Origin of the sequence: Saccharospirillum salsuginis, from assembly GCF_014651855.1 — a bacterium.
Taxonomy (GTDB): domain Bacteria; phylum Pseudomonadota; class Gammaproteobacteria; order Pseudomonadales; family Natronospirillaceae; genus Saccharospirillum; species Saccharospirillum salsuginis.
On the sequence record NZ_BMXR01000019.1, the window covers coordinates 15,779 to 41,227 of the forward strand.

General features: G+C 56.1%; 17 protein-coding genes. 10 read left to right on the plus strand and 7 right to left on the minus strand.

Annotated elements, in window-relative coordinates; genetic code table 11:
* Positions 1 to 72 precede the first annotated feature (72 nt).
* Both IE111_RS23490 and IE111_RS23495 read left to right on the plus strand, forming a co-directional pair.
* Positions 73 to 1,590 (plus strand): NfeD family protein, encoded by a 1,518-nt coding sequence (locus IE111_RS23490; RefSeq protein WP_229805498.1) that lies wholly within the window; start codon positions 73 to 75, stop codon positions 1,588 to 1,590.
* A gap of 37 nt (positions 1,591 to 1,627) precedes the next feature.
* Positions 1,628 to 2,401 (plus strand): slipin family protein, encoded by a 774-nt coding sequence (locus IE111_RS23495; protein WP_229805499.1) that lies wholly within the window; start codon positions 1,628 to 1,630, stop codon positions 2,399 to 2,401.
* Here the strand turns inward: IE111_RS23495 and IE111_RS23500 are convergent.
* From IE111_RS23500 to IE111_RS23510, 3 genes are all read right to left on the minus strand, one after another.
* The gene (locus tag IE111_RS23500; protein ID WP_189613553.1) at positions 2,395 to 3,123 is read right to left on the minus strand and encodes a maleate cis-trans isomerase family protein; all 729 of its coding nucleotides are present in this window, start codon (positions 3,121 to 3,123) and stop codon (positions 2,395 to 2,397) included. The genes IE111_RS23495 and IE111_RS23500 overlap by 7 nt on opposite strands.
* Before the next feature lie 352 nt (positions 3,124 to 3,475).
* Complete coding sequence (locus tag IE111_RS23505; RefSeq protein ID WP_189613555.1) at positions 3,476 to 4,423, minus strand: nucleoside hydrolase; 948 nt, start codon at positions 4,421 to 4,423, stop codon at positions 3,476 to 3,478.
* Between the two features lie 9 nt (positions 4,424 to 4,432).
* Positions 4,433 to 5,335, minus strand: coding sequence for a ribokinase (locus tag IE111_RS23510; RefSeq protein WP_189613557.1), 903 nt, complete (start codon positions 5,333 to 5,335; stop codon positions 4,433 to 4,435).
* Positions 5,336 to 5,436: 101 nt separating this feature from the next.
* Here IE111_RS23510 and IE111_RS23515 point away from each other — a divergent pair, with 101 nt between their 5' ends.
* Complete coding sequence (locus IE111_RS23515; protein WP_189613559.1) at positions 5,437 to 5,859, plus strand: HIT family protein; 423 nt, start codon at positions 5,437 to 5,439, stop codon at positions 5,857 to 5,859.
* A 58-nt stretch (positions 5,860 to 5,917) separates the two neighbouring features.
* Here IE111_RS23515 and IE111_RS23520 read toward each other — a convergent pair whose 3' ends face one another.
* Positions 5,918 to 7,300 (minus strand): MATE family efflux transporter, encoded by a 1,383-nt coding sequence (locus tag IE111_RS23520; protein WP_189613561.1) that lies wholly within the window; start codon positions 7,298 to 7,300, stop codon positions 5,918 to 5,920.
* A 207-nt stretch (positions 7,301 to 7,507) separates the two neighbouring features.
* Between IE111_RS23520 and IE111_RS23525 the strand changes: the two genes are divergently transcribed.
* The 5 genes from IE111_RS23525 to IE111_RS23545 all read left to right on the plus strand — a co-directional run bounded on the left by IE111_RS23525 (position 7,508) and on the right by IE111_RS23545 (position 19,503).
* The gene (locus IE111_RS23525) at positions 7,508 to 8,383 is read left to right on the plus strand and encodes a helix-turn-helix transcriptional regulator (RefSeq protein WP_189613563.1); all 876 of its coding nucleotides are present in this window, start codon (positions 7,508 to 7,510) and stop codon (positions 8,381 to 8,383) included.
* A 102-nt stretch (positions 8,384 to 8,485) separates the two neighbouring features.
* Positions 8,486 to 9,562, plus strand: coding sequence for a lysylphosphatidylglycerol synthase transmembrane domain-containing protein (locus IE111_RS23530; RefSeq protein WP_189613565.1), 1,077 nt, complete (start codon positions 8,486 to 8,488; stop codon positions 9,560 to 9,562).
* Positions 9,559 to 11,820: a glycosyltransferase gene (locus IE111_RS23535; RefSeq protein WP_189613567.1), complete on the plus strand. Its 2,262-nt coding sequence runs from the start codon at positions 9,559 to 9,561 to the stop codon at positions 11,818 to 11,820. The genes IE111_RS23530 and IE111_RS23535 overlap by 4 nt, the downstream gene beginning before the upstream one ends.
* A 405-nt stretch (positions 11,821 to 12,225) precedes the next feature.
* The gene (locus tag IE111_RS23540) at positions 12,226 to 15,522 is read left to right on the plus strand and encodes a carboxypeptidase-like regulatory domain-containing protein (RefSeq protein WP_189613569.1); all 3,297 of its coding nucleotides are present in this window, start codon (positions 12,226 to 12,228) and stop codon (positions 15,520 to 15,522) included.
* Between the two features lie 246 nt (positions 15,523 to 15,768).
* A complete protein-coding gene (locus IE111_RS23545; protein ID WP_189613571.1) occupies positions 15,769 to 19,503 on the plus strand; it encodes an FG-GAP repeat protein in 3,735 nt (1,244 codons plus the stop codon).
* A gap of 102 nt (positions 19,504 to 19,605) precedes the next feature.
* Here IE111_RS23545 and IE111_RS23550 read toward each other — a convergent pair whose 3' ends face one another.
* Together IE111_RS23550 and IE111_RS23555 are read right to left on the minus strand one after the other, a co-directional pair.
* Complete coding sequence (locus IE111_RS23550; RefSeq protein WP_189613573.1) at positions 19,606 to 20,184, minus strand: hypothetical protein; 579 nt, start codon at positions 20,182 to 20,184, stop codon at positions 19,606 to 19,608.
* Between the two features lie 364 nt (positions 20,185 to 20,548).
* Complete coding sequence (locus IE111_RS23555) at positions 20,549 to 22,063, minus strand: fumarate hydratase (protein WP_189613576.1); 1,515 nt, start codon at positions 22,061 to 22,063, stop codon at positions 20,549 to 20,551.
* A gap of 370 nt (positions 22,064 to 22,433) precedes the next feature.
* Between IE111_RS23555 and IE111_RS23560 the strand changes: the two genes are divergently transcribed.
* Complete coding sequence (locus tag IE111_RS23560) at positions 22,434 to 23,189, plus strand: enoyl-CoA hydratase-related protein (RefSeq protein WP_189613578.1); 756 nt, start codon at positions 22,434 to 22,436, stop codon at positions 23,187 to 23,189.
* Positions 23,190 to 23,392: 203 nt separating this feature from the next.
* Here IE111_RS23560 and IE111_RS23565 read toward each other — a convergent pair whose 3' ends face one another.
* The gene (locus IE111_RS23565; protein WP_308427572.1) at positions 23,393 to 24,640 is read right to left on the minus strand and encodes a benzoate/H(+) symporter BenE family transporter; all 1,248 of its coding nucleotides are present in this window, start codon (positions 24,638 to 24,640) and stop codon (positions 23,393 to 23,395) included.
* A gap of 30 nt (positions 24,641 to 24,670) precedes the next feature.
* On the opposite strand from IE111_RS23565, the gene IE111_RS23570 reads away from it, so the two are divergent.
* Positions 24,671 to 25,225, plus strand: a complete 555-nt coding sequence (locus IE111_RS23570; RefSeq protein WP_189613579.1) for a helix-turn-helix domain-containing protein — start codon at positions 24,671 to 24,673, stop codon at positions 25,223 to 25,225.
* Positions 25,226 to 25,449 lie beyond the last annotated feature (224 nt).

A 25,449-nucleotide genomic window follows, 5' to 3' on the forward strand; every position in this document is an offset into this window, starting at 1 on the left:
CCAGAGAACCCCTGCTATGCTTGGGTCACGATGATACAGCTTGATCACTGAATCTCGTGACAGGAGTTATGGATGACAGAGCACCCAGCGACACCCAACAGTCGCTCTCGCGCCTTGTTTTGGTTGGCGGTCTTTATGGTCGGACTGGCTGTGTTAATGGCCGGCACCGTTAAAACCGTGCTGGCCGAAGAAGACGGGACGACGCAGCCGGGTACCGCTCTCGTGATAACGGTGGATGGCGCCATCGGTCCGGCGACCATGGACTACATCGGCCGCGGCCTGGAACGGGCCGAGGACGAGGGGGCACGGCTGGTGATTATCGCCATGGATACGCCCGGCGGGTTGATGCAGTCCATGCGCGGTATTATCCAGGATATCCTGGCGTCACCGGTTCCGGTGGCGACCTACGTCAGTCCATCCGGTGCCCGGGCGGCCAGTGCCGGGACCTACATTTTCCTGGCCAGCCATGTCGCGGCGATGGCACCCGCCACCCACCTGGGTTCCGCCACGCCGGTGCAAATGGGCGGGTTGCCGGGCGCCCCCGAACCCGGGGATGGCGAGTCGCCGACTGAGCCGGCGGGTGAACCGACGACCGGTGACGACGAATCGTCCGGGCAGGAGCCCTCCGGCGACGGTTCCGGTCAGGAGACGGATCAGGAATCGGGCGGCGGTGAAGAACCCAGACGTGGCGGCACTGCCATGGAACGCAAGGTGTTGGAAGACGCCGTCGCCTATATTCGGGAACTCGCTGAACGCCACGGCCGCAATGCGGATTGGGCCGAAGAAGCGGTGCGCGAGGCCGTCAATTTGGGCGCCGAAGATGCCGTGGCCAATAATGTCGCCGACCTTGTTGCGACGAATATATCCGATCTGCTTACGCAAATTGACGGACGAACCGTGTCGACCGTACTGGGCGATGTGACGCTGAATACCGCCGATCTCACACTGACCCGGTTCGATCCGGACTGGCGCACAGAATTGCTGTCGGTCATCACCGACCCGAATGTCGCCTATTTCCTCATGATCATCGGTTTCTACGGCATCATTTTCGAGTTGTCGAACCCTGGCGCGCTCTACCCGGGGGTCATCGGCGTGATCTGCCTGATCCTGGCGCTGTTCGCCTTCCAGGTGCTCTCGGTCAATTACGCCGGCCTGGCGCTGATCCTGCTGGGTATGGCCTTTATCGTCGGAGAAGCATTCATGCCCAGTTTCGGCATTCTGGGAGTCGGCGGGATCGCCGCTTTCGTGGTGGGATCCGTCATCCTGATGGACGGCAGCCATCAGGATGTCTCCCTGCCGCTCATCGGTGGCACGGCCGCGGTGGCAGGCGGTTTTCTGCTCTGGGCGGTCACCCGCTTTCTGACCATTCGCCATCGGCCGGTCGCCACCGGTATGGAACGGGCCGGAGAGGAAGACGTCGAAGTGCTCGACGACTTCGAGCCCGACCGGGAAGGCCACTATCGCGGTCATGTCCGACTCAACGGTGAGCGCTGGAATGCCGTGAGTGAGCAGCCGCTGACGGCGGGCCAATCTGTGCGGGTAGAACAGGTGCACGGTCTGACGGTTCACGTTCGCGCCGAGTCATCCTGACACGGCGCTCCACCTTCTTAACCGAGGGAGACACATCATGGTCGATCTGATTCCTTACATTACCCCGGTCGTCGTTCTGCTGGCGATCCTGGCATCGGCAATCCGTATTCTGCCCGAGTACCAGCGAGGCGTGGTGTTTTTCCTGGGCCGGTTTCAGGGCGTTAAGGGCCCCGGCCTGATCATCATCATTCCCGGCCTGCAACAAATGGTGCGGGTCGACTTGCGTGTGATCACGCTCGATGTGCCCAGCCAGGACGTCATCTCGCACGACAACGTCACGGTGCGGGTCAATGCCGTGCTGTACTACCGGGTGGTCGATCCGGAGCGCGCCATCATCCGGGTCGAAAATTACCACGCGGCCACCAGCCAATTGGCCCAGACCACCCTGCGTTCGGTGTTGGGTAAACACGACCTGGACGAAATGCTGTCCGAGCGGGACCGACTCAACGAGGACATTCAGGAGATTCTGGATAAACAGACGGAAGAATGGGGCATCAAGGTCGCCAATGTCGAGATCAAGCACGTCGACCTGAACGAATCCATGATCCGGGCCATTGCCAAACAGGCCGAAGCCGAACGCGAGCGGCGCGCCAAGATCATCCACGCCGAAGGTGAACTCCAGGCGTCGGAGAAACTGGTCGAGGCCGCCCAGATCATGGATCGCAGCCCCGGCTCGATGCAACTGCGCTACCTGCAGACCCTGGCGGACATGAGCACCGGCAATGCCTCCACCATCGTGTTCCCGTTACCGCTCGACATGATCAGCGCCCTGACGCGGAATACCACGTCCGGCGGTAAAAACGATCAGTAAGCGGTATTGAACAGACGGCCGAGCCCTGTGCGCGGGGTCAGGCCGTTCGCCAAACGTAACGCCTGCCACAGGCTGACCTGGTTGGCGGTGATGACCGGTTTGCCGAGCCGCTTCTCCAACGGCTCGATCACTGTGGCCGTGTGAGCGGCCGTATCCGGCACCAGAATGGCCTCGGCGTCCGGATGGTCGCCGCCGGACACGAATTCCATGATCCGCTCGACCGGTAACCGGCCGACTTCGGCCGCCGTGACAATGCCTTCGCCCCGCCAGGAAACGGTTTCGATATCGCACTCGGCGAGAAAATCCACGAACGACTGGGCCACCTCATCCGGATAGGTCGCGGCAATGGCCACGCGGCGCAGCCCCATAGCGGCAAGCGCGTCCGCGAAGGCGAGGGACGTACTGGACGCCGGAATGCGCAGGTAATCCTCCAGAATGCGGGCCTGCTCCCGGGCACCGTCGCGACCGAATACAAAACTGCCACTGGTGCACGCCCAGATCACCGCCGCAATGCCCGTCCCGAACAACGGATCGGAGGCCGGCACCAATCGGTCCGACTGACCCAGATCGAGCAACGCATCGATGCGATGGGCATCCTCGCCAACCGACGTGTGCACGACATTCACCTCAATGTTCGGATCCAGCATGCCGGCCATCAACGGCAAATCGTCTTCCGCCGAATGGCCAGGGTAGAGAAAACCGAGTTTGATCGGTGCGGTCATGGCTGTCTCCCTTATTCACGAATGAGTGATTGGCGAATGTTAGCTGTTATCGTCGCTCGGTAGTTGTCGCCGGGTCAATTGGAGAGACTTGTCATGTTAATGATTTCTGCTGTTTCAAGTTGAGATGTAACAGTGCCTTGAATGGTTTTTGCAAATTGTGCGCTTTTGAGCCGACGAGCAATTCGGAGGAATTGTAGTTTGTGGCACAGGTGCGAGTGTCGGGTGCCGGGGTAGGCTTGCGCAGGGGAGTCCGCAGCATGGATGCTGCGGTCTAGCCTACATGGACGTATTAACGGCGACCCGGAGCAAGCCTACCCCGGCATCCAACACGGACCCTGTCCACAGGCATTTATTAAGCCACGGACAACGTCTGTTCGAACAGAGCCAGAACCCGGACGTCGTCGACCTCCACCGCCACTTTGGTCAAGGGACGCCCCTCCCAGCCGGGTGTCGGAAAACTCCGCCCCTCGGGGGCCATCATCGTCTGACCGATCGCCAGCCCCTCCGTCGCCACCCGAATCACCCCATGGCGACACCCGAACAAAGACGGATCCATCACATAGGCGATGGTCGCCGCATCGTGAAAGTAGCAGCCGTCGATACCCAGCGACTGACGGTAAAAATTGAAATAGTGCTCCGCCGCCTGCGACAGAAAGTCCCCCTGATCCGGGTTCGCCTGTCGAATCCGATCCAGCACCGCCGCCTTCAGCAACACCTGATGGGTCACATCCAACCCCAGCATCGTTACCGGCCAACCGGCTCCGAACACCGCATCGGCCGCGTGCGGGTCATTGATGATGTTCGCCTCGGCCACCGGGCTGACATTGCCGGTTTCGTGCACGGCGCCACCCATCAACACCACCTCGCGGACCTGACCGGCGATGTCCGGTTCCAGCTCCAACGCCAGCGCCAGGTTGGTCAGAGGGCCCAGCGCGACTAGGGTGACCTCGCCGGGTGCTTCCAAGACCGAGTCCACGATGAATTGGGCGGCTGAGCGCGGGTCCGGCTTGCGCTTCGGGCCAGGCCAGCCGATGTTGCCGAAGCCGTCCGCACCGTGCACATAGTCCGCGTGCTGGCGCGGGTCCATTTTCAGTGGTGCGGCGGCGCCCCGGGCTACCGGTGTGGCTATGCCCGACAGCTCCGTCAGGCTCAGGGCGTTGTCCGTGGCCCGATCCACACCGACATTGCCGAAAATGGTCGTCAAACCCAGCACCTCCACGGTACTGGCCTTGAACGCAAAGAGGATGGCCATGGCATCGTCGATGCCCGGATCGGTGTCGATGATGACTTTGCGCGCCATGAGAGGCTCCTATCGAGTCGGGTTGTGGGACTGCAGGAAGGCGTCGACCTCATCCCGCCGGGGAATGGATTGGGCGGCACCCAGACGGGTGACACACAGGGCGGCGGCCGCACCGCCCGAGGCCATCGCCTCGAGAGGCGGCAGCCCTTCGGCCAGCGCCGCCAGGCAATAGCCGATGAAGGTGTCGCCGGCGGCGGTGGTGTCCACGGCGTCGACCTGAAAGGCCAGTTGTTGCTCGCGCCCCTCGGGACCAATATAGACCACACCTTCGCGCCCGAGTGTCAGCAGGATACGCAGTTGCGGATAATCGCGGGTCAACGCCGATTCGGCGGCTTTTATATCCCGGGTACCGGTCAGGTCCATGGCTTCGACCTCATTGACGATCAGAAGGTCGACGTCCCGGATCAGCGGTCGCGCCGCCTCGGCAACCATGGGCGCCGGATTGAACGCGATAGAAAGCCCTTTTTGACGGGCCAGTTCGATGGCGTCGGCCAGTCCATTGGTCTCGTGCTGCATCAACAGCCAGTCGTCCGGACCGGCATCGGCCAGGCTGGATTCAATCTGTTCTCGCGTCAGGCGATGGTTGGCGCCGGGGTAGAGAATGATGGCGTTTTCGGCCTGTCGGTCGAGCTGGATAATGGCGTGACCGCTGGCGCCATCGAGTTGGGCGACTCGATCGGTGTCGACACCGCTGGCGCGCATCTCGTTGAGCACCCAGTCGTCGTTACGGCTGATGGCGCCGATATGGTGGACCCTTGCTCCCGCCCGGCCCAGCGCGATGGACTGATTGGCACCCTTGCCGCCGAGCAGGGTCTGGAAGTCGGTGGAGGCCAGGGTTTCGCCGGGGCGGACGAAATGGTCGACGCGATAGAGGTGGTCGAGATTGATCGAACCGAGGTTATAGATAGCCATGTCGCGGTCCTTAAACCGAGAGATCTGTCGGGAATGCTTTCAGCCCGCGGCCGATTTCCGCTAAGCTGGCACTACGAATAGGAAACTGAAGGGAGCTTATCATGGCGTACGACACGAACAATATTTTTGCCAAGATGCTGCGCGGTGAAATCCCCGCCATCAAGGTCTACGAAGACGATCACACCCTGGCGTTCATGGACATCATGCCCCAGGCCGATGGCCATACGCTGGTGATCCCGAAAGAAGAGGCGGAGACGATTTTCGACCTGTCGGATGAAGGCGCGGCCGCCTGGATGAGCTCGGTGCGCAAGGTGGGCGCGGCGGTCAAGAAAGCGTTCAATGCGCCTGGCGTCGTTGTCTTTCAGTTGAACGGCAAGGGGGCCGGTCAAACCGTGCCGCATGTTCACTTTCATGTGATCCCCGGCTCGATCGCCGACCTGCGCAAGCCACACGCCGCCACTCAGGCCGATGCGGAATTGCTGTCCGAACAAGCCGAGAAAATCAAGGCGGCGCTGAACGACTGATACGCTCCAAAAAGCCGGCCTGCTTCCGGCCTGTCGGGGCGTCATTTCGAGTGTAAGCTCAGGCCGCGGGTTCGGCCTGGGCCAACACCCTGTCTTCCGGCTCGGCCAGGTTCGCCAGCCAATAGCCCCTTCGGACCCGCCAGCCGACGCCCAGGGCTTTGATCACCTCTTCACTCAACACCATGGCATACACCAGGGTAAAGGGCAGCTCCCAGATAAAGGCCGCGATCCAGGTCAACGGCAGGCCGACCATCCACAGCGCCACCATGTCCATGCCCAGGCAGAACCGGCTGTCGCCGCCGGCTCTCAAGATGCCCTGAATCGCCGTCATGTTGAACACCTTGATCCAGAAGCCCAGGCACATGACCACCATGGCCCATTGCGTCTGACGCGTGGTCTCCGCATCGGTAATGTGCATCAGCGACAGCATCAACGGTGAGATCGCGAGGATCACCAGGCCAAGCATAAAGGAACCGATCGGCGCGAACGCCAGGAAGCGATTGGCCAACCAGGCGGCCTCCGCGAACTGATCCCGCCCGAGGCGCTGGCCGATCATAATGCCGCAGGCGTTGACCAGGCCGAAAAACAGCGAGTGATACAGACCTTCGATCGGTGCCAGCAGGCTCATGACCGCCAGGGGTACCGTGCCCATTTGCCCGGCGATCAGGTGATAGCCAAGCGAACCGACCGACCAGAGCGTGAAGTTCAGCACCAACGGCCAGGTCAGGCGGCCGAAGCGGGCGGGCAGGGTGGAGCCGCGCAGCGAGGCCAGGGCATCGCGGTCAAGACGCAATGTCTCGGTCCGTTGCACATCCCACGCAATCCAGCCGATCTGGATCACCCGCGCCAACACCGTCGCCACGGCCGCGCCGGTGACTCCCATGGCGGGCACGCCCAGGCCGCCGTTGATGAACCAATAGTTCATCAGAACGTTCAGGCCGATGGCGACCATGGCGTATTTTAACGGCCAGCCAGTGCGGCCGATCGAGCGCATCGCGGATTCGTAGACGATGATCGCCTGAGTGGTGAACAGCGTCAGGCCCAGCAGCGTCAGGTAGCGGCCGCCCAACTCGATGACCACCGGGTCACCGGTGCCGAAGCGGATCAGGTTCTCGGCTTGGAACAGGATCAGCAGGGTGAAGGGCAGCATGACCGCCATACCGACGATCAGGGAGAGTATCAGCGTCTGGCGCACCTTCTCCGGCCGCCCCGCGCCGAAATACTGAGCCACCAGAATGCTGCAGCCGGTTCCGAGCGCGGCCATCACCAGGATCAGCACGAAATTCAACTTGGCCGACAGGCCGACGGCCGCCACAGCCTCGCTGCCCAGATGCCCCACCATCAGGACGTCCGCCATGCCCAGTGCCGATACCAGCGCCGACTGGAAGGCGACCGGCAACGCCAGGGCCAGAACCTGCTGCCAGAAAACCCGATAACTCATTCCGCTCTCCCTATTGGGCTTGCGGCCCAATACCTGTCAACCGGACGCGCAGGAGCCCACCCAGTTATACGACTGTAACTGTGAATATGAATGATTGATCAAGAGGAACAATAACGACCACCGGACGGCAATGTCGGACTGTTCATTGGAAGTGTCTTTAATATGGGCTTATTCTAGGCGGACTGGGTTTTGACAGGCTATGTGTATATGAATCAACAACCTGTGAATATGGATCATGCCGACTTTCAGGACGTACTGCACCTGGGGCCGGAGTGCCGTGAGCGGTTTCTGATCACCGAGGAAGTGCCCGAATTGCTCGATCATGGCCTGCACATGGGTGGCATCAGCTGGTTGAAAGGCAGTTACCGGGTCGGCCGCAAGGACCCGGACATCCATACCCTGTTGTTCACGCTGGGCGGGAGAGGGCGCGTACATGTCCCCGGGCGCAGTTACGACATCACTCCGGGCAGCGTAACCCGGCTGCCGGCCCGACGCCCCTTCCTGTTTGAACTGGGCGGCGAGGACTGGCGTATGGCCTGGTTGCTGCTGCGCGACAGCGAGGCCTGGTCGGCCCTGAAAACCCAGGACGCCGATGTTTTTCAACACGAGCAGGTTTGGGCGCTGTCACCGTTGATGGACGCCCTCTACCACCAGATCCGTACGCCGCGCAGACGCCGGCTGGTCGCGCTGCTCAACGAGGTGCTGATGGAGTTGCTGTTGAAAGACTCGGGTTACAGCCGCCTGGAGATGTCCGTACGGCAGTTGTTTGCACAATTGGAGGATCAGTTGCACCATCACTGGACCCAGTTGTCGCTGGCCGAGGCGGTACATTGCTCGGTACCGCACCTGAACCGGGTGTGCCGCAAGCTCTACGGGCAAGGACCGATGAGCCGTCTGGCGGATTTGCGTTTGCAGCGGGCGCGCGAATTGCTGATCAACAGCAACTGGCAGGTGAGCCAGATCGCGCATCGGGTCGGTTACAGCGACGCCTTCAATTTCAGCCACTGGTTTCGTGGGCGAACCGGTATGGCGCCTTCCCGGTACCGCAGTGAGCACCGGCAACCGCCACCGTTGAAGGTCTGAGTAGGGCCTGGGCCTTTATCTCGGGCTTGCATTTCGGCCTTGAGATGCCCGTACCGCGCCCACAGCTAAGTCTGTTTACTGTTTAAAACGACCGGATACTGAATGACCGAACCCAACGCAACGGATCCAACCACTAAGCAGGCCGTGCCTGTCTTCAAAGGGAAGCGCCTCCTGGTGTTGACCCTGGTGTTCGTCGGCTTGAGCGGTGCCGGTCTGTTTGCCGTTTACACGCAACTATCCGATCCATCCGTTGAGTTCGAGGGCGAGATTCTCTCGATTCCGGCCGTGGTGATGGGGCTCGCGCTGTTGCCGGTCTATTTCGCCGCGGACGGACTGCGTCTGTGGTTCACCTTGAGAGCCCTGGGGCATCGGGTCGGACTGCGCGATATGGCGCGATTGGTGTTCCTGAACATCTTTGTCTCGAACATCACCCCCATGGCGACCGGGGGTGGTTTTGCCCAGGTCTGGTTTCTGCGACGACACGGCGTCCCGGTCGGGACCGCCTTCACCGCGACCACCATCCGCACCGTATTGGCGGTTCTGTTCATCTTCGGGGCCACGCCGGTTCTGTTGCTGACGCTGCCCGGTGCCGAGCAGGCCGCCAAGCAGAACGGCTTCATGATGGAAGCGCTGGTGATCTGCGTCACCCTCTATGCCGGCTTCTTCCTGGTGTTGTTGTTCAAACCCCATTGGCTGAGCCTGCCGTTGATTCGCGGGCTGAACGGCCTGCGGCGCGCGCATTTGATCAGCGCTTCCCGCCATCATCGATGGCTGACCCGGTTGGTGCGTGAGACCCGGCGCTTCACCGACGGTTTTCGCCAGTACTTTCGCGGTTCACCGGTTGATATCCTGGCCTCCTGGGTGATGACGGCCGTCTTCCTGCTGGCCTTGTTCTCCTTTCCCGCCTTTATTTGTTGGGCGCTGGGGTACACGTTGGACTATTGGCTGGTCGTGGGCCGAATGGTGGTCATCACCTTCGTCATGTATTTCTCACCCACGCCCGGAGCGTCGGGCATCGCCGAGGGGGTGTTCGGACATTTCTTCTCCGGATCGCTGATTGCCAGCCATCTGGTCCTGGTCATCATTGTCTGGCGGGCCCTGACCATCTACGTCGGCATGGCCATCGGCCTGATTGTGACCCAACACGAACTGGCCCGTAAAACCGGAGATTCCCAATGACCCTGTCCCGATGGATCACCCCGCGCCGGCTCAAGATCGCCTTCTACCTCAATGTGCTGATTATCGTGTCGTTGGTGGGGTATCGATCCTATCTGGCCGTGTTTGAGCAGGACTTTACCGCGGTTCATGCCCAGCATATTCAACAGGTGCAACGCGAACGGGCGGGGCAAGACAGCGTGCAATTCGCCGTGGTGGGCAACATCAACAATTCGATCGGCATCTTCGAGCGCAAGATGATCCCGATGATCAACGAGGCGGAGCCCGACTTGTTGATATCCGCCGGCAACGCCGTCAGCAGCGGTGGGGAAGACAAGTACCGGGCCGTCTACCGCACCATGAACCATCTGGACATGCCTTACTTTCTGACGGTGGGTGAGCACGAGTCCAGCACCTTCGGTTCCTTTCATTTCTACGACCATTTCGGCCCTTATTTTTACTCCTTCAAGGCGGGCAACAGCCAGTTCATATTCCTGGACAGCACGGATCCGGATGCCTACCGCTTCCAGTTACACTGGCTTGAACAGCAACTGCTCGACCCCATGCCCGAGCATCGCTTCGTTTTCATCAGTCACCCCCTGTTAAAAGCCAAGGAAGAATCCCCCATCGACTTCGCCGCTCAATACCTGGAAGAAGGGGAATTCAAGACCCAGCTCAAGACTCTCTTCAGCCGACACGGCGTGACGGCTGTTTTTTCCGCCAATCTTCACTTGTTCGACCAGCAAAGGGAAAAAGGCGTTCAATATATAACCACCGGGGGTGCCGGTGGGCTGGTTCTGAACGACGACACCAGCTACTACCACTATGTCTGGGTGGACGTGAGTGATGACTCGGTGTCCATCAGCGAACGAAAACTGGACATCGGCCAACACCAGGTCCAGAAGACGCTGGAAAGCCTCTGGTTGTTCGTACATTCATTGTTCTACGTGGGGCACCTGAACTTCGTGCTCGTGCTGGCCGCACTGGGTGCGCTGGCGATCAAGCTGTACAGCACCGTATTCGTGGAGCGTGACTACTACCCCAATTTCGATCTGGACGTTACCCCCTTTCAGGGTAAACCGTTGAACATCGCCATGGTGACCAACAACTACCTGCCGTTCATCGGGGGCGTGCCGATCTCCATCGATAGGCTCAGGCGCGGTTTGGTTCGACTTAAACACAAGGTTAAAGTCGTAGCGCCCAGCTACAAGGATCAGGATGCGAAAGAGACCGACGTCATCCGCGTGCCCTCCCTGCTGACGCTGGGCGAGAAAGGAGAGTTCCGCATCGCCAACCTGTTGTCGATGCGTGTCATTCGAGGTTTGCGCGCCTTCAAACCCGACCTGATCCACATTCATCATCCGTTCTGGTTGGGTTGGCTGGGCTTAATGCTGGCGAAACGTATGAAAGTGCCCGCTGTGTACACCTACCACACGCGACTGGAGCACTATGCGCACTACGTTCCGCTACCGGGGCCCTTGTTCAGAAACCTGATCTCACACAGCCTCGTGCGGCGGTTCGCCAACCACTGTGAAGGCGTGGTCGTACCGACGGCGTCCGCCGAGGAATATTTGCGCATCATCGGTGTGACATCCCACATATTCGTTCAACCGACCGGCATCGACTTCGATCGGTTCCAGAAACGCTCCGAATCCTCCGAAGCCGACCTGAAACAAAAATTTGGCATCGGTGACGAACCGGTACTGGTCAGTGTTTCCCGGCTCAGCAAGGAAAAGAACATCGGCTTCATCATTGACGGACTGGCTCACCTGAAGCAACTCAGTGATCAAAAATTCACCTGTCTGATCATCGGGGATGGTGAAGAACGCGATGCACTGCAAGCACGCATCGATGAGCAGGGACTAAGCGATTGTGTGCATTTAACGGGTGCGGTTCCACCGGACGAGATGGTGAATTACTACCAACTGGGTAGCTTGTTCCTGTTCGCGTCGAAATCCGAGACTCAAGGCATGGTTATTCTGGAAGCCATGGCGGCTCATATGCCCGTTGTCGCTGTTCGCTCCAGCGGAATCGACGACGTGGTTCGTCACGGGATAAATGGTTACAAAACACCCAGCAAGTTATCGCAATGGACCGAAAGTGTTCAAAAATTGCTCGAAGACGACGCCTTGCGCGAGGAGATGGCTGACCAGGCACTTGACTATGCGCGCCGTTTTTCAATCGACCATTTCGCCGCCGATGTTGCCGATATTTACGCCTATGTGCTGGCTTCTTACCACTTTAAACCGTCGACCAATTCGGAGAAAACCATCGCGGATTGATCGGAAATCGGCTTCCGTGCAAGCCGATTTCCGACAATCTTTGTAAGACATTTCCGACAAAAACCACAGATGTCGAGTCAATCACAAAAATTTGAACTGCTCCAAAACCTCGGTTGACTTGAAACGGCTGAAAGATTTTCATACGCGCAACTACAGCGAAGGCCCGACGCGGAATGTCGGGTTGGCTCTCGGAGGAATCGATACCCGATTCACCCGAGAGTAAGGACGACAGACACAGACAAGGAACCGACAGGGAAGCCGCGTCTAACGCACCCTCACCCTTGCGCCATGCCCCTGCGCGCTTCCCTCCGGTTTCTTTCTCGAACTGCGTTCCAATGCTGTAATGCCGCCAATCGTGTCGCCAAGACGGTGACATTGGTTTTTGAAAAATCGAAGGAGAAGGCAATGTCTGAAGGCATTTGGATCAAGAAGTCACTGGTCGCCGCTGTCGCCGCTGGTACTTTGGTACTGGCCGGTTGTAACGACGAGTCAACCGATACGAAAACGGAAGGTACCAGCACCTCTCAAGAGACCAACAGCAATCCGTCCAACTACCAAACCGTGAACAACCCGCGTGGTTCCATCACTGGTTTGGTAACCGACACCAACGGCTACCCGATCCAGGGGGCGACCGTTTATCTGGGTGAGCAAACTGCAACCACCAACGCCGGTGGTCAGTACTATTTCTCCGACGTCGCTGTTACTCGTACTGTAAAGAACGACAGCGACGAATACGCTCAGGCACTGGCCCTGACCATCGTAGCGCCGGAAGGCTACCTGGGCGCCACCGTCACCGTTATGCCGCAAGCGCAGATCTTCAACGGCTCCGGCGACGAGAACGAAGTTACCAACCCGGTGACCACCTTCGTGGATGGCTTCAACGCTTCCGCAGGTACCGCTGCTCTGCCAGCGACTACAGCTTCAGTTAAAGGCACTCTGCGCCACGCTCTGAACGGTGAAGCATTGGCGGGTGTTCGCCTGTCTCTGGACATGGATTCCTCTTCTGTCGGTGTTGACCAGGAGCAGCCCCAGGACGGTGTTAAGACCACCTATTCCACCCAGGGCATCACGGCGACCACCAGCGCAAACGGCGAGTTCACCTTCGAAGGTGTTCCGTCCGATGCTGTGCTGAAGCTGGCAGCTGACGACTACCAGGTATCCAAAACCATCGATACTTCCGACGAACACAGCCTGGTTGCTCTCGGAACCGTATCTGCAACACCGGTTCTGAGCCTCGACACGATCAGCCCTTGGGTTGAGTCCGTGACTCAGGTTATCGATCAGAATGCCTCTCGCGGTATGTTGAATGATGACGTGACAACTACTCTGACCGTCAAGTTCAACGAAACCATGCAGGACGTTGATCCCAACTCTCTGCGTGTTCGTGACGTAACTGACGCAGCTTACCTCGGTCACTCTGCATCTCTGAGCGGCAACATCCTGACCGTCACCCTTGATACCGCTGTCCCTGCAGATCACGACATTGATTTGTTGCTCCTGACGGCTGACTTTAAAGACACAAGCTCTAACGCCCTGGGTGTTGTTGACAAAGACGGTGATCCGTCATTGGTCGGATTTGACGAGACCATGTCCGCTACCACAGGTGCGCAGTATGTACGTCTGAAGTTGAAGAGCTTTATTGAAGCCAATGATAACGCTCAGCAAGTTTCAGCTTTCACTCAGGAATCAACAGATGAAACCGGTGTTGATGAGTTGGAACTGGCACAAGCTAAGAACCACGCCTTCCTGGATATCAACGATGATGTAGAAGGTATCCAGCAGTTGAACGCAAATGACGAAGGTGGTGCTACCCAGTCTCGTCTGAAATCGTTGTTGACGACGATTAAGGCTACCGCGAGCCTGGAAGGAACAGCAGACGTTGAAGTTGATTCAACTCTCGTTCACTTCACACCGACCAACGCTTCTGCATATCGTGTTGAAGTCCGTGATAGTGAAGGCAACGACAAGTGGACCGGTCTTTCTGCGAAAGAATTGAAAGGCCTGGGTGAACTTGAGAATCAGGTTGACAACAATGGCGATCCACTCGAATACGCCCTGGTTACCGCTGACGGCTCCAATGATGTAGAACTGTACTTGGACGGCGTGGTACCCGGAGACCAAGTGGTAGTGACACCGCTGGATGACTTTGGCTATGATGGAACACCGACAGTACTTACGCTGGTGGACAATGTTGCACCGACCACTGTGCTGCAGGATTCCTATGGCGTAGGTAACAAAGATAACGGTCAAGTCACCACGCGTCGTTACGGTAACGGTGGTGAAACATCTTCCGATCTGGACGTAGTAGTAGGTACGCCATACTATGACCTGACACCACGTTTGTTTGGTGAGGTTGATGGAACAGACTCTGGTTCAGAAGATGATAAGAACTATATTGAATCCTTTGAGCGCTTGTATTCGTTGAACACTGTCAATCCTGAAGATTCATCAAATGACAGCGGTACAGCTGAAGGTGAAGAGTTCATTAACCCAACCAACAACGTTTACGATAAAAATGCGTTGACAGCTTATCTGGGTCAGGCCGACTACTTCGCACGTACAATGGGTGTTGCATTCTCCGAGAACCTGAGTGAAACACTTGATGGTACGCCTGTGTTTACAGCTGTTGCCGGCAATGAGTTGCCTGTTGAGAATAGCTATAAAGTCCTTAATGATGTGGTTAAGGATGACAATGGCGATGACAACGAAAATAACGATGTGGATCTGGTTACGTTTGACCTGACGAACATCTATAAGTTCGCTCTTGAAGAAGATGGTTCGGTTTTCGATTTCACCGGGGTCGTCTCAGATCTTGAGGGCAATGAAGCAACAGAGGAATACAACGCTAAAGTTGTTGTGCGCGATATGATTCCACCCATGGTGGTATCCGCAGTCTACGAGGGTGATGTCTTCATTGTTGAATTCGACAAGCCCATCGACATCAGTGCTATCGATGGTCCCGAAACAGCCATGTCACTGAATGGTGTGGATATTGATCTGTCAGATGTCGAAAATTACGATTGGGATGAACAAAATCTGACTCTGACCGTTAAACGGCATGACAACAATAAAGGCGCTGCCAACGACCTGGGGTATGGTCAGTTCCATCTTGGAGATACATTTGACCTAGCCCAGTATAATGATGATGCTCCAGAAGCAAGTGTTGCGAGTGATGGCTTGAAGCACAAACATGCTAAATTGGATTTCAGTAAAATCCCGAATAAACATGGTGCTACTTGGGCATTCTACAACGACAACAGTGCTGATAAAGCTGGGACATCGGGTTATTTCGAAGCACCCCAATTCGCTGTTCAAAACAAGGTCGAATCCTTCTCTGTCCAAAATGACTCTGTAAATGTAGCTGAGGCGAATGGTGTATCCACTATTACTGTTCACTACACTTTCGAGCATGAAGTAGATTGGTCAGGTGAAGCCTCAGGTGAAACTCTGACTGCTACTGAGGTTGCGGATCTTTTTACCTTCACGGACGTAAATGGTGATGTTGTAGAGATCGATACTAGCAGCAGCAATACTCGAATGAACATTACTGAGAAGAGTGACGGAGCAGTCACTTACTCGTTCACGCTTGTTATGACTGGTGTTGTTGAAGGTGGTGTAGATACTCTGGACCTGAAAGAACTGTTCAGTGCCTACAACAGCGATGCAGATGCTAAAGCTGATGCCACGTCTATTACGCTGTAACTAGTTATCTAGTTGACTGAGCCCGGCTTATGCCGGGCTTTTTTATGTTTACACTACGTGATTTATATTGCCACTGAGGTAAAGCGAAGATCGTAGAAAGTAGAAAAATTAGGCCTTTCAGTAATGTTTGGTTTTACTTTTTTGCGAGTTTTTATTTATTAAGTAATGGCATTATCTATGTTCTCCGGCTGGCTTTCATGTAGTAGGTCGGGGTGATTTAATGTGGATTTCTAAAAGGAGTGATCTATGCTGACGGAAAGACTAAAAATTACTTTTTTCATGTTAAGTTCTATTGCTCTAGTAAGTGCATGCGAAAATGGAATTCCCGAGATTCCAGATGATCCCCCCGATCCTGATGGATCTTTTGAAGTATCGGTTAGTGTAGAAGGCTTGAAAGGAAAAAATTTAAAATTGCAACTCAACGAAGGGGAGGTGCATTCGATTCCTGAGAATGGATCGTATACATTTGATGGGTTTCTTAAAACAGGAGAAACGTATCAGGTCCTTGTTGACACTAATCCAGTGCAGCCTAACCAAGAGTGTGTTGTTGAAAATGGTGATGGCACTGTGGAAAAGTCTGATGTAGATGATGTATTAGTTCAATGCAACACTCTAAAGTATATGTTGGGTGGCATTGTTAACGGGCTTTCCGGCGGTGAATTGGTACTGAAGACCAACAGTAATCAAACTGTCCGTTTAACCCATAATGGTGAATTCGCTTTTCCGGAGCCGGTGCTTGATGGCTCGGAATTTACCACCGAAATAGAAGATCTGCCTAAAGATCCTACTCAGGTCTGCAGCTTAACCAATGCAAACGGTGTTGTAGCCGGTGGCGATTATTTAGACATAATTGTCGATTGTTCGGTTAAAGGCTATACCCTCAGTGGTGAGGTAAGTGGATTGTTGGGCAGCGGTCTTGTGCTGGTCAATAATGAATCCGACTCTATCAGTATCTCCGATTCCGGCCAATTTGAGTTTAATAACGAGGTCGCCGACGGCACGGACTATTCTGTTGCAATCGATACGCAACCCCAATCGCCGAACCAAGTGTGTCAAATCCAGAACGCCAATGGAACCATCAGTGGTGCAGATGTCAATAGCCTCTCGGTATCCTGCATAACCAGTCAGTATAGTCTCCATGGGCGGATAGTCGGCTTAAAAGGAGAAGGGTTGGACGTCACGGTTAATGGAGAAAAGCTCGAAACATCGATTGAAAATGGTGCATTGGAAATCCTGGCAGGGCTGGATGACTATTCGGAATATTCAGTATCAGTATCGAATCAGCCGACCAACCCCAGTCAAATTTGTGATGTTTCCAATGGGAGTGGCAAGGTCGATGGCGCAAACGTAGACGACATCCTCATTGTATGTGAAACGGGATCTTTTGCAGTGGGTGGCAGTGTATCGGGCCTCGAGGGCTCCGGATTGGTAATCCAACTCAATGGAGAACATGACCTGGCGGTTGAGTCCGACGGAAGTTTTGCTTTTTCAAACACACTCGAAGATCAATCAGATTACTCCGTAACAATAGCATCTCAACCCACTTCACCCGAACAAAGCTGCCGTGTCACAAATGGGTCGGGTCGCCTAACAGGAAGTGAAGTAAGCAACATTTTGGTCAGTTGCAACAATACCTATGCGATAGGCGGCACCCTGGAAGGGCTCGCAGAAGAAACCAATGTCGTTCTGCAATTGAATGGTCAGGATGATTTATCTGTAGATACCAACGGCAGCTTCGTTTTCCCGGTAGGGCTAAAAACAGGCGAAGAGTATACCGTCAGTGTCAAAGCGCACCCTCAAGGGCCCAACCAAAATTGTACCCTGACTAATCCGACTGGAACAGTAGATTCCCGAGACGTTCTGGAGGTAGGTGTAAGTTGTGAGACCCTAGCCTATAAAGTCGGCGTGGAGGTTAGTGGTCTACTGCGCAGCGGACTTGTGCTTCAGAACAATGGCGGCGATAATTTAGTGATCAATTCTGATGGGGTCTATCAATTCGACCAGCCTGTTCCAGACTACGAAACATATGAGATCAGCGTACTCAAAACACCCGAGGATCTATTGCATCGATGTGACATTGACAGTGGCACCGGACAGATAGATGGTGCGGCAGTAACCGGGGTTAAAGTTAATTGTAATCTAGGTATTGAAGTTGATGGGGTCATCAGCGGTTTGGCGGAAGGTAACTCGGTTACTCTGACGAACAATGAAACAGACACACTTGTAGTAGCGGAAAACGGTGTGTTTGTATTCGACGATTTACTAATTTTAGAGGAAGAGTACAGCGTAGAGGTTGAGATTCAACCCGATTCAGTACCTCAGGTGTGTGGTGTTGAAAACGGTTCTGGTACTGCAGATGCCTATGATAAATATGAAATAGAAGTATCCTGTCTGCTACCTAAGCCAGACTTGAGTATAGCACCTGAGCCAGTAAAAAAGCTTCATATTGAATGGAATAAAGTACCAGGTGTTGAGGAGTACCGATTGTTTGAAAATAAGGACAGTCAGTCTGGGTTTGAACAGATTGCGAGCTTTGACGGCGACGTCAGTTCGTACCACATAGACTTAGCTGTCTTAAATAGGTTGGATGCGCAATACATGTTGGAAGCTTGTGCGGCTGGCGAGTGCGCTTCCTCTCAAACAGTGCTAATTGACGAAAATGTCATACAGGCTGTCGGGTATTTTAAAGCATCGAATACAGGGCAATCGGATAACTTCGGTAATTCTATCGCCATCAGTGGAGATGGCAGTACTATGGCCGTAGGCGCCAGGATGGAGCAAAGCAGTGCTCAAGGCATTAATGGTGATCAAAGTGATAATACCCTGACTGGAGCCGGGGCTGTTTATATTTACACCAAGATCAGTGATCAGTGGGTTCAGCAAGCGTATATTAAGCCCTCTAATACACATGGGTCCCAGTACTTTGGTGACTCAGTAGGTCTTAATGAAACTGGCGACCTCCTAGTGGTAGGCGCTCCGGGTGACTCTAGTGCTGCAACAGGCATCGATGGTGATCAGGCTAGTCGATCTGCGCCCAATTCGGGAGCTGTATTTGTATATAGCCAAAATTCAGGAGCTTGGCACCAAGAGTCTTATATAAAAGCATCCAATTCAAGAAGTGGTGCTCTGTTTGGAAATGCGGTGTCGCTAAGTCGTAGTGGTGATATTGTCGCTGTGGGGTCCAAAGGAGAAAACAGTGGTGATCCAGATAATCCGGAAGATACTTCATCGCCGGGATCAGGTGCAGTCTATAAGTTTCAACGAGGAGTAGGGGGGCAGTGGCAACAAACAGATTATGTTAATAAGGCCAAATACATATATGGTTCTTCAGATAATGCAGCGTTTGGAGCATCGTTAGACTGCGATGAACATTGCAATGAACTTGTTGTTGCAGCGCCAGGGTTAGATAAAGTTTACTACATTACAAGTCGGAAAACTGTCGATCTAGACTTGCGGGCTACAGGGATTGCCTCTGTTGCCTTTGATAATGATGGAGATATATTGGTTGGTTCGTCTTCATTCAATAGAGTAGATAGATATGAATGGGGGTTGCATGGCTCTCAATTTGGGACAGCTCATAGACAAAAGCTTACTCCGAAATATCCTGTAGAAAATGCCAGCTTTGGATCGTCTCTAGCGGTGAGTACGGATGGTCTTACTCTTGTAGTTGGTGCGCCAGGAGAAAGGATGGATGCTTCAGGGATTAATGACATTCCTATAGACAATGGTATGTCTAAATCGGGTGCGGTATATGTGTATGAGAGGCAGCGAATTTCTCATGATTTTGAAGAGGCAGATGTTATATATATCAAACCATTGTTCAACGACAGTTCCAATTTTTTTGGTACTAGCGTTGCGGTCAGCAATGACGGAGAAGTTTTAGGAATAAGTGCTTCGGGCGAGGCTGGTAATTCGTTAGGGATAGGCGGGGATCAGGAGGATAATAGCATGCCTTACTCAGGTTCTGTCTTCATGTACTAAGTGTTTTGAGTGATTAGAAAACGCTTCCTGAAATAAGGGGCGTTTTCTATTATTGATTCTTACTTATCTTGGTATAAAGGATGCGATATGTCAGTTTTATTACTAGAATCGATAGCCGGCTTTTAAACTAATAGTGCTAGGTGTATCAGAAATAGAAATAGCTAATAGTGTCTCAATGTCAAGCTGACTGGATATTGGATATTGAATGCTCAGCAATAGCGATGAACTGAATTGCCATTCATCGTCGAACTGTTCCAGTGCCCACTTTTTGTTTTTAATCTGCCACTCATAGTGGTCTGTCACGTAAGTCGCCTGTCGAGTGATGCCGCCTCCCCACCAAAACCGGTTCGAAGCAAACTCCGCATCTCGCATCAGCAATAATTCCAGACTGAATCCATGGTTTGTTGAACCTTGTTTGCCTAGTTCCGCTTCGGGCCGAGGGCGGTAATACCCATAATGCCCTTGGGCAATCACCTTATGATGCCCTTCAACAAACAAAGGCAGGTGGTAGGCTCCGGTCAGCCCGAGCCCGAATGAAGAGGGGTAGGAGCTATCCGAGGGCTGTGCGGCGTAGAACACACCGGCGGAGGCGACGTTGTAGGCGTCATCCCATTCCAGGGCGTGGGCGTTTAAGGCACAAAGGCCGGATGCTATGGAGAGCGCGAGTAGTTTCCTTGGCATGTCGATTCCTGTTCCTTCGGTGAACGGCGATCCTGGTGATTCGGTACAATAAGCGGCCCTGGGCGGGCGTCGAGCCGGGGATGGTACCGAATAGACCTAGCTGACCGCAATGGGCAAGCCTTGAAGGTGTGATGTTGGTTGGGAAACTACGCGATGGTTTTGGATGTAGGCTCACTGTAAGCAACTACATAATTCCGGCCGCTCTGCTTGGCTTGGTACGTGGCCGAGTCGGCCATATCAATCAGTTCGTTTCCCTTTTTTGACTGTCCATTTCGGCGATGCCGAAACTGGCGGTGATGTATTGGTGGTGCAGCCAGGTGGTGACGCGCCCCCAGTGACAAGCTCCGGAGGCGCGTAAGGTCGATCAGCCGACGTCTTTAGCCATAATCTTTTCGGCCCATTCTTTCGGGCCGGTCTGGTGTACCGAGCTGCCGTTGGTATCGACGGCGACGGTGACAGGCATATCCACCACATCGAACTCGTAGATGGCTTCCATTCCCAGGTCTTCGAAGGCGACTACTTTAGCGCCTCGAATCGCTTTGGATACCAGGTAGGCCGCGCCGCCCACGGCCATCAGGTAGCTGGCTTTGTGTTTGGCGATGGCGTCGATGGCAATCGGGCCGCGTTCGGCTTTGCCGACCATGCCGATCAGGCCGGTGTGTTCCAGTACGGTGTCGGTGAACTTGTCCATCCGGGTGGCGGTGGTCGGGCCGGCGGGGCCGACGACTTCTTCACGGACCGGGTCGACAGGGCCGACGTAATAGATCAGTTTGTTGGTCAGATCAACCGGCAGTTCCTCGCCCTTGTTGATCATGTCGACCATGCGCTTGTGCGCGGCGTCGCGGCCGGTGTACATCTTGCCGTTCAGCAGCAGGGTCTCGCCCGGTTTCCAGTCGAGCATGTCGTCTTTCTGCAGGGTGTTCAGGTCGACCCGGCGCGCGCTCGGGCCGGCATCCCAGACGATGTCCGGCCAGTCGTCGAGGCTGGGCGGGGTCAGTTCGGCGGGGCCGGAGCCGTCCAGTACAAAGTGGGTGTGCCGGGTGGCGGCGCAGTTGGGGATGATGGCGACCGGTTTGTTGGCGGCGTGGGTTGGGGCGTCTTTCACCTTGATGTCGAGTACGGTGGTCAGGCCGCCCAGGCCCTGGGCGCCGATGCCCAGTTGGTTGACCTTCTCGAACAGTTCCAGGCGCAGTTCTTCGGCGCGGTTGCTGGCGCCACGGGCTTGCAGGTCCTGGATGTCGATCGGGTCCATCAGGGATTCTTTGGCCATCAGCATGGCTTTTTCGGCGGTGCCGCCGATGCCGATGCCGAGCATGCCCGGCGGACACCAGCCGGCGCCCATTTCCGGCACCACTTTCAGTACCCAGTCGACGATGGAGTCGGAGGGGTTGAGCATGGCGAATTTGGATTTGGCTTCACTGCCGCCGCCCTTGGCCGCGACCTGGACGTCGACGGTGTTGCCCGGGACCAGGCGGGTGTGGATGACGGCGGGGGTGTTGTCCTGGGTGTTCTTGCGGGCGCCGTCGGGGTCGTCCAGTACGGAGGCACGCAGGACGTTGTCCGGGTGGGTGTAGGCGCGACGAACGCCTTCGTTGACCATGTCTTCGACGCTCATGGTGGCGCCGTCGAAGCGGACATCCATGCCGATGTTAAGGAAGACGGTGACGATGCCGGTGTCCTGGCAGATGGGCCGGTGGCCTTCGGCGCACATGCGACTGTTGAGCAGAATCTGGGCCATGGCGTCTTTGGCGGCCTGGGATTCTTCCCGTTCGTAGGCGGCGTGGACGGCCTGGATGAAGTCTTTGGGATGGTAATAGGAAATGAATTGCAGGGCGTCGGCAACGCTCTGAATAAGATCGTCCTGCTGGATGACGGTCATGAAGGTCTCCTGTGCCGGTGAGCTCGGTGGCGCGAAGTGTACACTAAAATTTTCAGAGAACGGAGTATCGGGACACTAGACTATGGTGCCAATGGGCCGCACCAGGGGCGGGGGCAGAGGTATCCAGGGTCGCCGTAAACCCGTCCATGGGGGCTTGGCTTCGGCATCCTGCCTCTGACACCTCTGGATATCTCTACCCCCGCCCCTGGCGCTTTCGATTGTGGCCACTACAGCCATATTCTTTCTTGTTGACTCTTGATCGCTGATATCACTCTCGTGGGTCTACACTTAACTTGTGAATAGGTAGGGCTCAGCTTGCAAAATTCAAACAAGCGTTTAAATTGTCGGTACAGTTTTCAGGAAGCCAATCATGAGTGAAATTGTTCAGCGTCTGAGCAAAGGGGTGTTGGAGCTGGCCATTAATCGGCCGGAGAAGCGCAATGCCCTGACTGAGGCGATGTATACCGAGTTACACGATATTCTGGGTAAGGCGAAGCAAGATCCGGAAGCCCATGTGGTCCTGATCACGGGCCAGAAGTTCTTTTTCACCGCCGGGAACGATCTGCACGATTTCATGGAAAACCCCATGGAGGATGACGATGCGCCGGTGTTGCGCTTTTTGCGGATGATGGCGGATTTCCCGAAGCCGATTGTGGCGGCGGTGAACGGGCCGGCGGTGGGCATCGGGACGACGTTGTTGCTGCACTGCGATCTGGTATACAGCGGTGAGAGCAGTGTGTTTCAGCTGCCGTTCGTGAATCTGGGCCTGGTGCCGGAAAATGCGTCGTCCTATTTGCTGCCGTTGAAGGTGGGGCATGTGAAGGCCGCAGAATGGTTGATGCTGGGCAAGTCGTTCGGGCCAGAAGAGGCGTTGAAGGCGGGGCTGATCAATGCGGTTTTCGGTGATGAGAACTATTTGCATGCCGCTCACCAGCAGGCGCAGCAGCTGGCGGCGCAGCCGTCGGAGGCGTTGCAGGCGACGAAGAAGCTGATGAAACAGCATTATATGGGCGAGATCTTGCAGTCGATCGATGCGGAAGCCCGTATTTTCCAGCAACGGTTGCGCAGCGATGAGTTTCGTCAGGCGGTGGCGGCCTTTTTCAAGGCTAAGGAGCCGAGCGAGTAACCGGCTACTCGACCGTTTAATTAACTCAAGTTTCGGAGTTCGCACGTGACGAGCGACGGATGCCGGTGGATCCTCTGCGGGGGAGTCCGCCGCAGGGATGCGGCGGTCTAGGCTCCAAGGACGGATTTACACCGACCCCGCCGAGGATCCACCGGGAGCCGGCGCGGGCATTAACCACCCAGCAAAACCTGAGACTTGTGTAATTAAGTAGGCGACGGCGTGCTTTGCTGCCGTCGCTCCATCCAAGCCCGTCCTCCCTTGACGGCGTATCCCAGCAGTAGTCCCCAGAATGCGCCTCCCAATCCGAACAATGTCAGGTTGCCGGCGGTTACCAGAAAGGTGACCAGGGCTGCTTCGCGTTCTCTGGTGTCCACGAGCGCGGTGGACAGGCTGGCGCCGATGGTCGGCAGCAGTGCCAGGCCGGCCAGTGCGGCCAGGTATTCGCTGGGGACGGCGTGGAAGAAAGCGACGACGGTGGCCGCCATGAGGCCGAGCAGGGTGTAGAAAAGCCCGGCCGAGATGGCGGCGGTATAGCGTTTGGTCTTGTCGGGGTGGGCGTCTTCGGTCATGCAGATGGCGGCGGTAATGGCGGCCAGGTTCAAGGCGAAAGCCCCGAACGGGGCGAGGAAAAAGGTCGTCGAGCCCGTCCATTTCAGCATCGATGAAGTTGGCGAGCGGTAGCCGGCCGCGACCAGAGTGGCGATGCCGGGCAGGTTTTGCGAGGCCATGGTGACCAGGAAGAGCGGAAGGGCGAGGCTGAGCAGGGCCGAAACCGACCAGGTGGGCGCCTGCCAGACCGGATGACCCCAGGCCCACTGCCAGTTCGCGCCGTCAAGCTCGCCCAGCGCAGCGGTCACCCCCAATCCGATGGCCGCAACGGTCAGTATGGTGTAACGCGGGATTACGAGCCGGATCAGGATGTAGGTCGCCAGCATGGAGCCGGCGATCCAGGGTTGGTGTTCCAGGGCTTTAAAGGCGTCCAGCCCGAAAGGGAGTAACACACCCGCCAACATGGCGTTGGCGATGGCCGGGCTCAGTCGTTCGGTGAGGCGTTCGAATTGGCCGGTGGCGCCGGCCAGCCAGATCAGCAGTCCGGTGACCATGAAGGCGCCGATGGCATCGCCCAATGTGAAGCCGGGCAGACTGACGGCCAGAACGGCGGCTCCGGGTGTGGACCAGGCCGTGACCAGCGGGAGCCGGTGTTGCAGCGACAGGCCGATGGAGGTAATGCCCATGCCTAGCCCCAGTGCCCACAACCAGGACGCCGCCTGTTCGGCATTGGTACCGGCCGCCTCGGTGGCTTGGAAAATGATAACGGCCGAGCTGCTGAAACCGACCAGAACCGCGACCAGGCCGGCGCTGATGGCGCTGAATGAGAAATCTTTGAACACGGTGGCCTCCGGCGCTGATCGCTTGTGCGTTATAGCGTACAATGGCGGGCACAATAGCACTGTGCGCTATAGCGCACAACAGGATACTGCATGACGGATATGGCAAACCGTTTGGCCGGCGGCATCAAAGCGCTGCGTCGACAGCGGGGCTGGAGTCTCGACCGGGCGGCCGGGGAGACCGGTGTCAGCAAGGCGATGCTGGGCCAGATCGAACGGGCGGAGTCGAGCCCGACGTTGAACACCTTATGGAAAATCGCCCGGGGCTATGAAATCCCGTTCTCCGAGTTTCTGGTGCCGTTGACCGAAGAGGACGCCGAATCCGATTCGGCTTTGGCGCCAGCCGGAGCGGACTTGAAAGTACGGCCTCTGGTGCCTTACGACGGTGCTATGCGCGCCGAATTGCTGGAGCTGACGCTGGATCCGGGCAGCGTACGGGAGTCGGAAGCTCATGAAGCCGGGGTGGTGGAGCATGTCATTCTGGTGCGTGGGCGAATGTCCGTACTGGACGAGGGGGCGTGGCGGCCATTGACGGCGGGCGGTGTGCATCGGTTCGCGGCCGATCGTCCGCACGGGTACCGGAACGACTCCGGCACAGAGTCGGCCGTGTTTCATAACCTGATATTCTATCCGCAGGGGCGGAAGTAGTCGGTAGGTTGGTTCGGCCGGCGCTCCGGTAGCGCGTGAGCGCGTAATCCAACGTCCATACCATGCCGGTGAAGAAACAGACCGCGCCAACGATAAACCTGTTGGATTACGCGCTCACGCGCTAATCCAACCTTGTATGTTTTACCCAATGAACTTGATAGGGTTCGAGACCAGTCACCGGGGAGACCGTTCCAACCTAGAAGCCACATCAGTGGACTTCGTCC

What these genes read in the sequence shown, in the direction of transcription:
- IE111_RS23490 (WP_229805498.1), top strand. Translation starts at nt 73, where the DNA reads ATGACAGAGCACCCAGCGACACCCAACAGTCGCTCTCGCGCCTTGTTT.
- IE111_RS23495 (WP_229805499.1), top strand. Translation starts at nt 1,628, where the DNA reads ATGGTCGATCTGATTCCTTACATTACCCCGGTCGTCGTTCTGCTGGCG.
- IE111_RS23500 (WP_189613553.1), bottom strand. Translation starts at nt 3,123, where the DNA reads ATGACCGCACCGATCAAACTCGGTTTTCTCTACCCTGGCCATTCGGCG.
- IE111_RS23505 (WP_189613555.1), bottom strand. Translation starts at nt 4,423, where the DNA reads ATGGCGCGCAAAGTCATCATCGACACCGATCCGGGCATCGACGATGCC.
- IE111_RS23510 (WP_189613557.1), bottom strand. Translation starts at nt 5,335, where the DNA reads ATGGCTATCTATAACCTCGGTTCGATCAATCTCGACCACCTCTATCGC.
- IE111_RS23515 (WP_189613559.1), top strand. Translation starts at nt 5,437, where the DNA reads ATGGCGTACGACACGAACAATATTTTTGCCAAGATGCTGCGCGGTGAA.
- IE111_RS23520 (WP_189613561.1), bottom strand. Translation starts at nt 7,300, where the DNA reads ATGAGTTATCGGGTTTTCTGGCAGCAGGTTCTGGCCCTGGCGTTGCCG.
- IE111_RS23525 (WP_189613563.1), top strand. Translation starts at nt 7,508, where the DNA reads ATGAATCAACAACCTGTGAATATGGATCATGCCGACTTTCAGGACGTA.
- IE111_RS23530 (WP_189613565.1), top strand. Translation starts at nt 8,486, where the DNA reads ATGACCGAACCCAACGCAACGGATCCAACCACTAAGCAGGCCGTGCCT.
- IE111_RS23535 (WP_189613567.1), top strand. Translation starts at nt 9,559, where the DNA reads ATGACCCTGTCCCGATGGATCACCCCGCGCCGGCTCAAGATCGCCTTC.
- IE111_RS23540 (WP_189613569.1), top strand. Translation starts at nt 12,226, where the DNA reads ATGTCTGAAGGCATTTGGATCAAGAAGTCACTGGTCGCCGCTGTCGCC.
- IE111_RS23545 (WP_189613571.1), top strand. Translation starts at nt 15,769, where the DNA reads ATGCTGACGGAAAGACTAAAAATTACTTTTTTCATGTTAAGTTCTATT.
- IE111_RS23550 (WP_189613573.1), bottom strand. Translation starts at nt 20,184, where the DNA reads ATGCCAAGGAAACTACTCGCGCTCTCCATAGCATCCGGCCTTTGTGCC.
- IE111_RS23555 (WP_189613576.1), bottom strand. Translation starts at nt 22,063, where the DNA reads ATGACCGTCATCCAGCAGGACGATCTTATTCAGAGCGTTGCCGACGCC.
- IE111_RS23560 (WP_189613578.1), top strand. Translation starts at nt 22,434, where the DNA reads ATGAGTGAAATTGTTCAGCGTCTGAGCAAAGGGGTGTTGGAGCTGGCC.
- IE111_RS23570 (WP_189613579.1), top strand. Translation starts at nt 24,671, where the DNA reads ATGACGGATATGGCAAACCGTTTGGCCGGCGGCATCAAAGCGCTGCGT.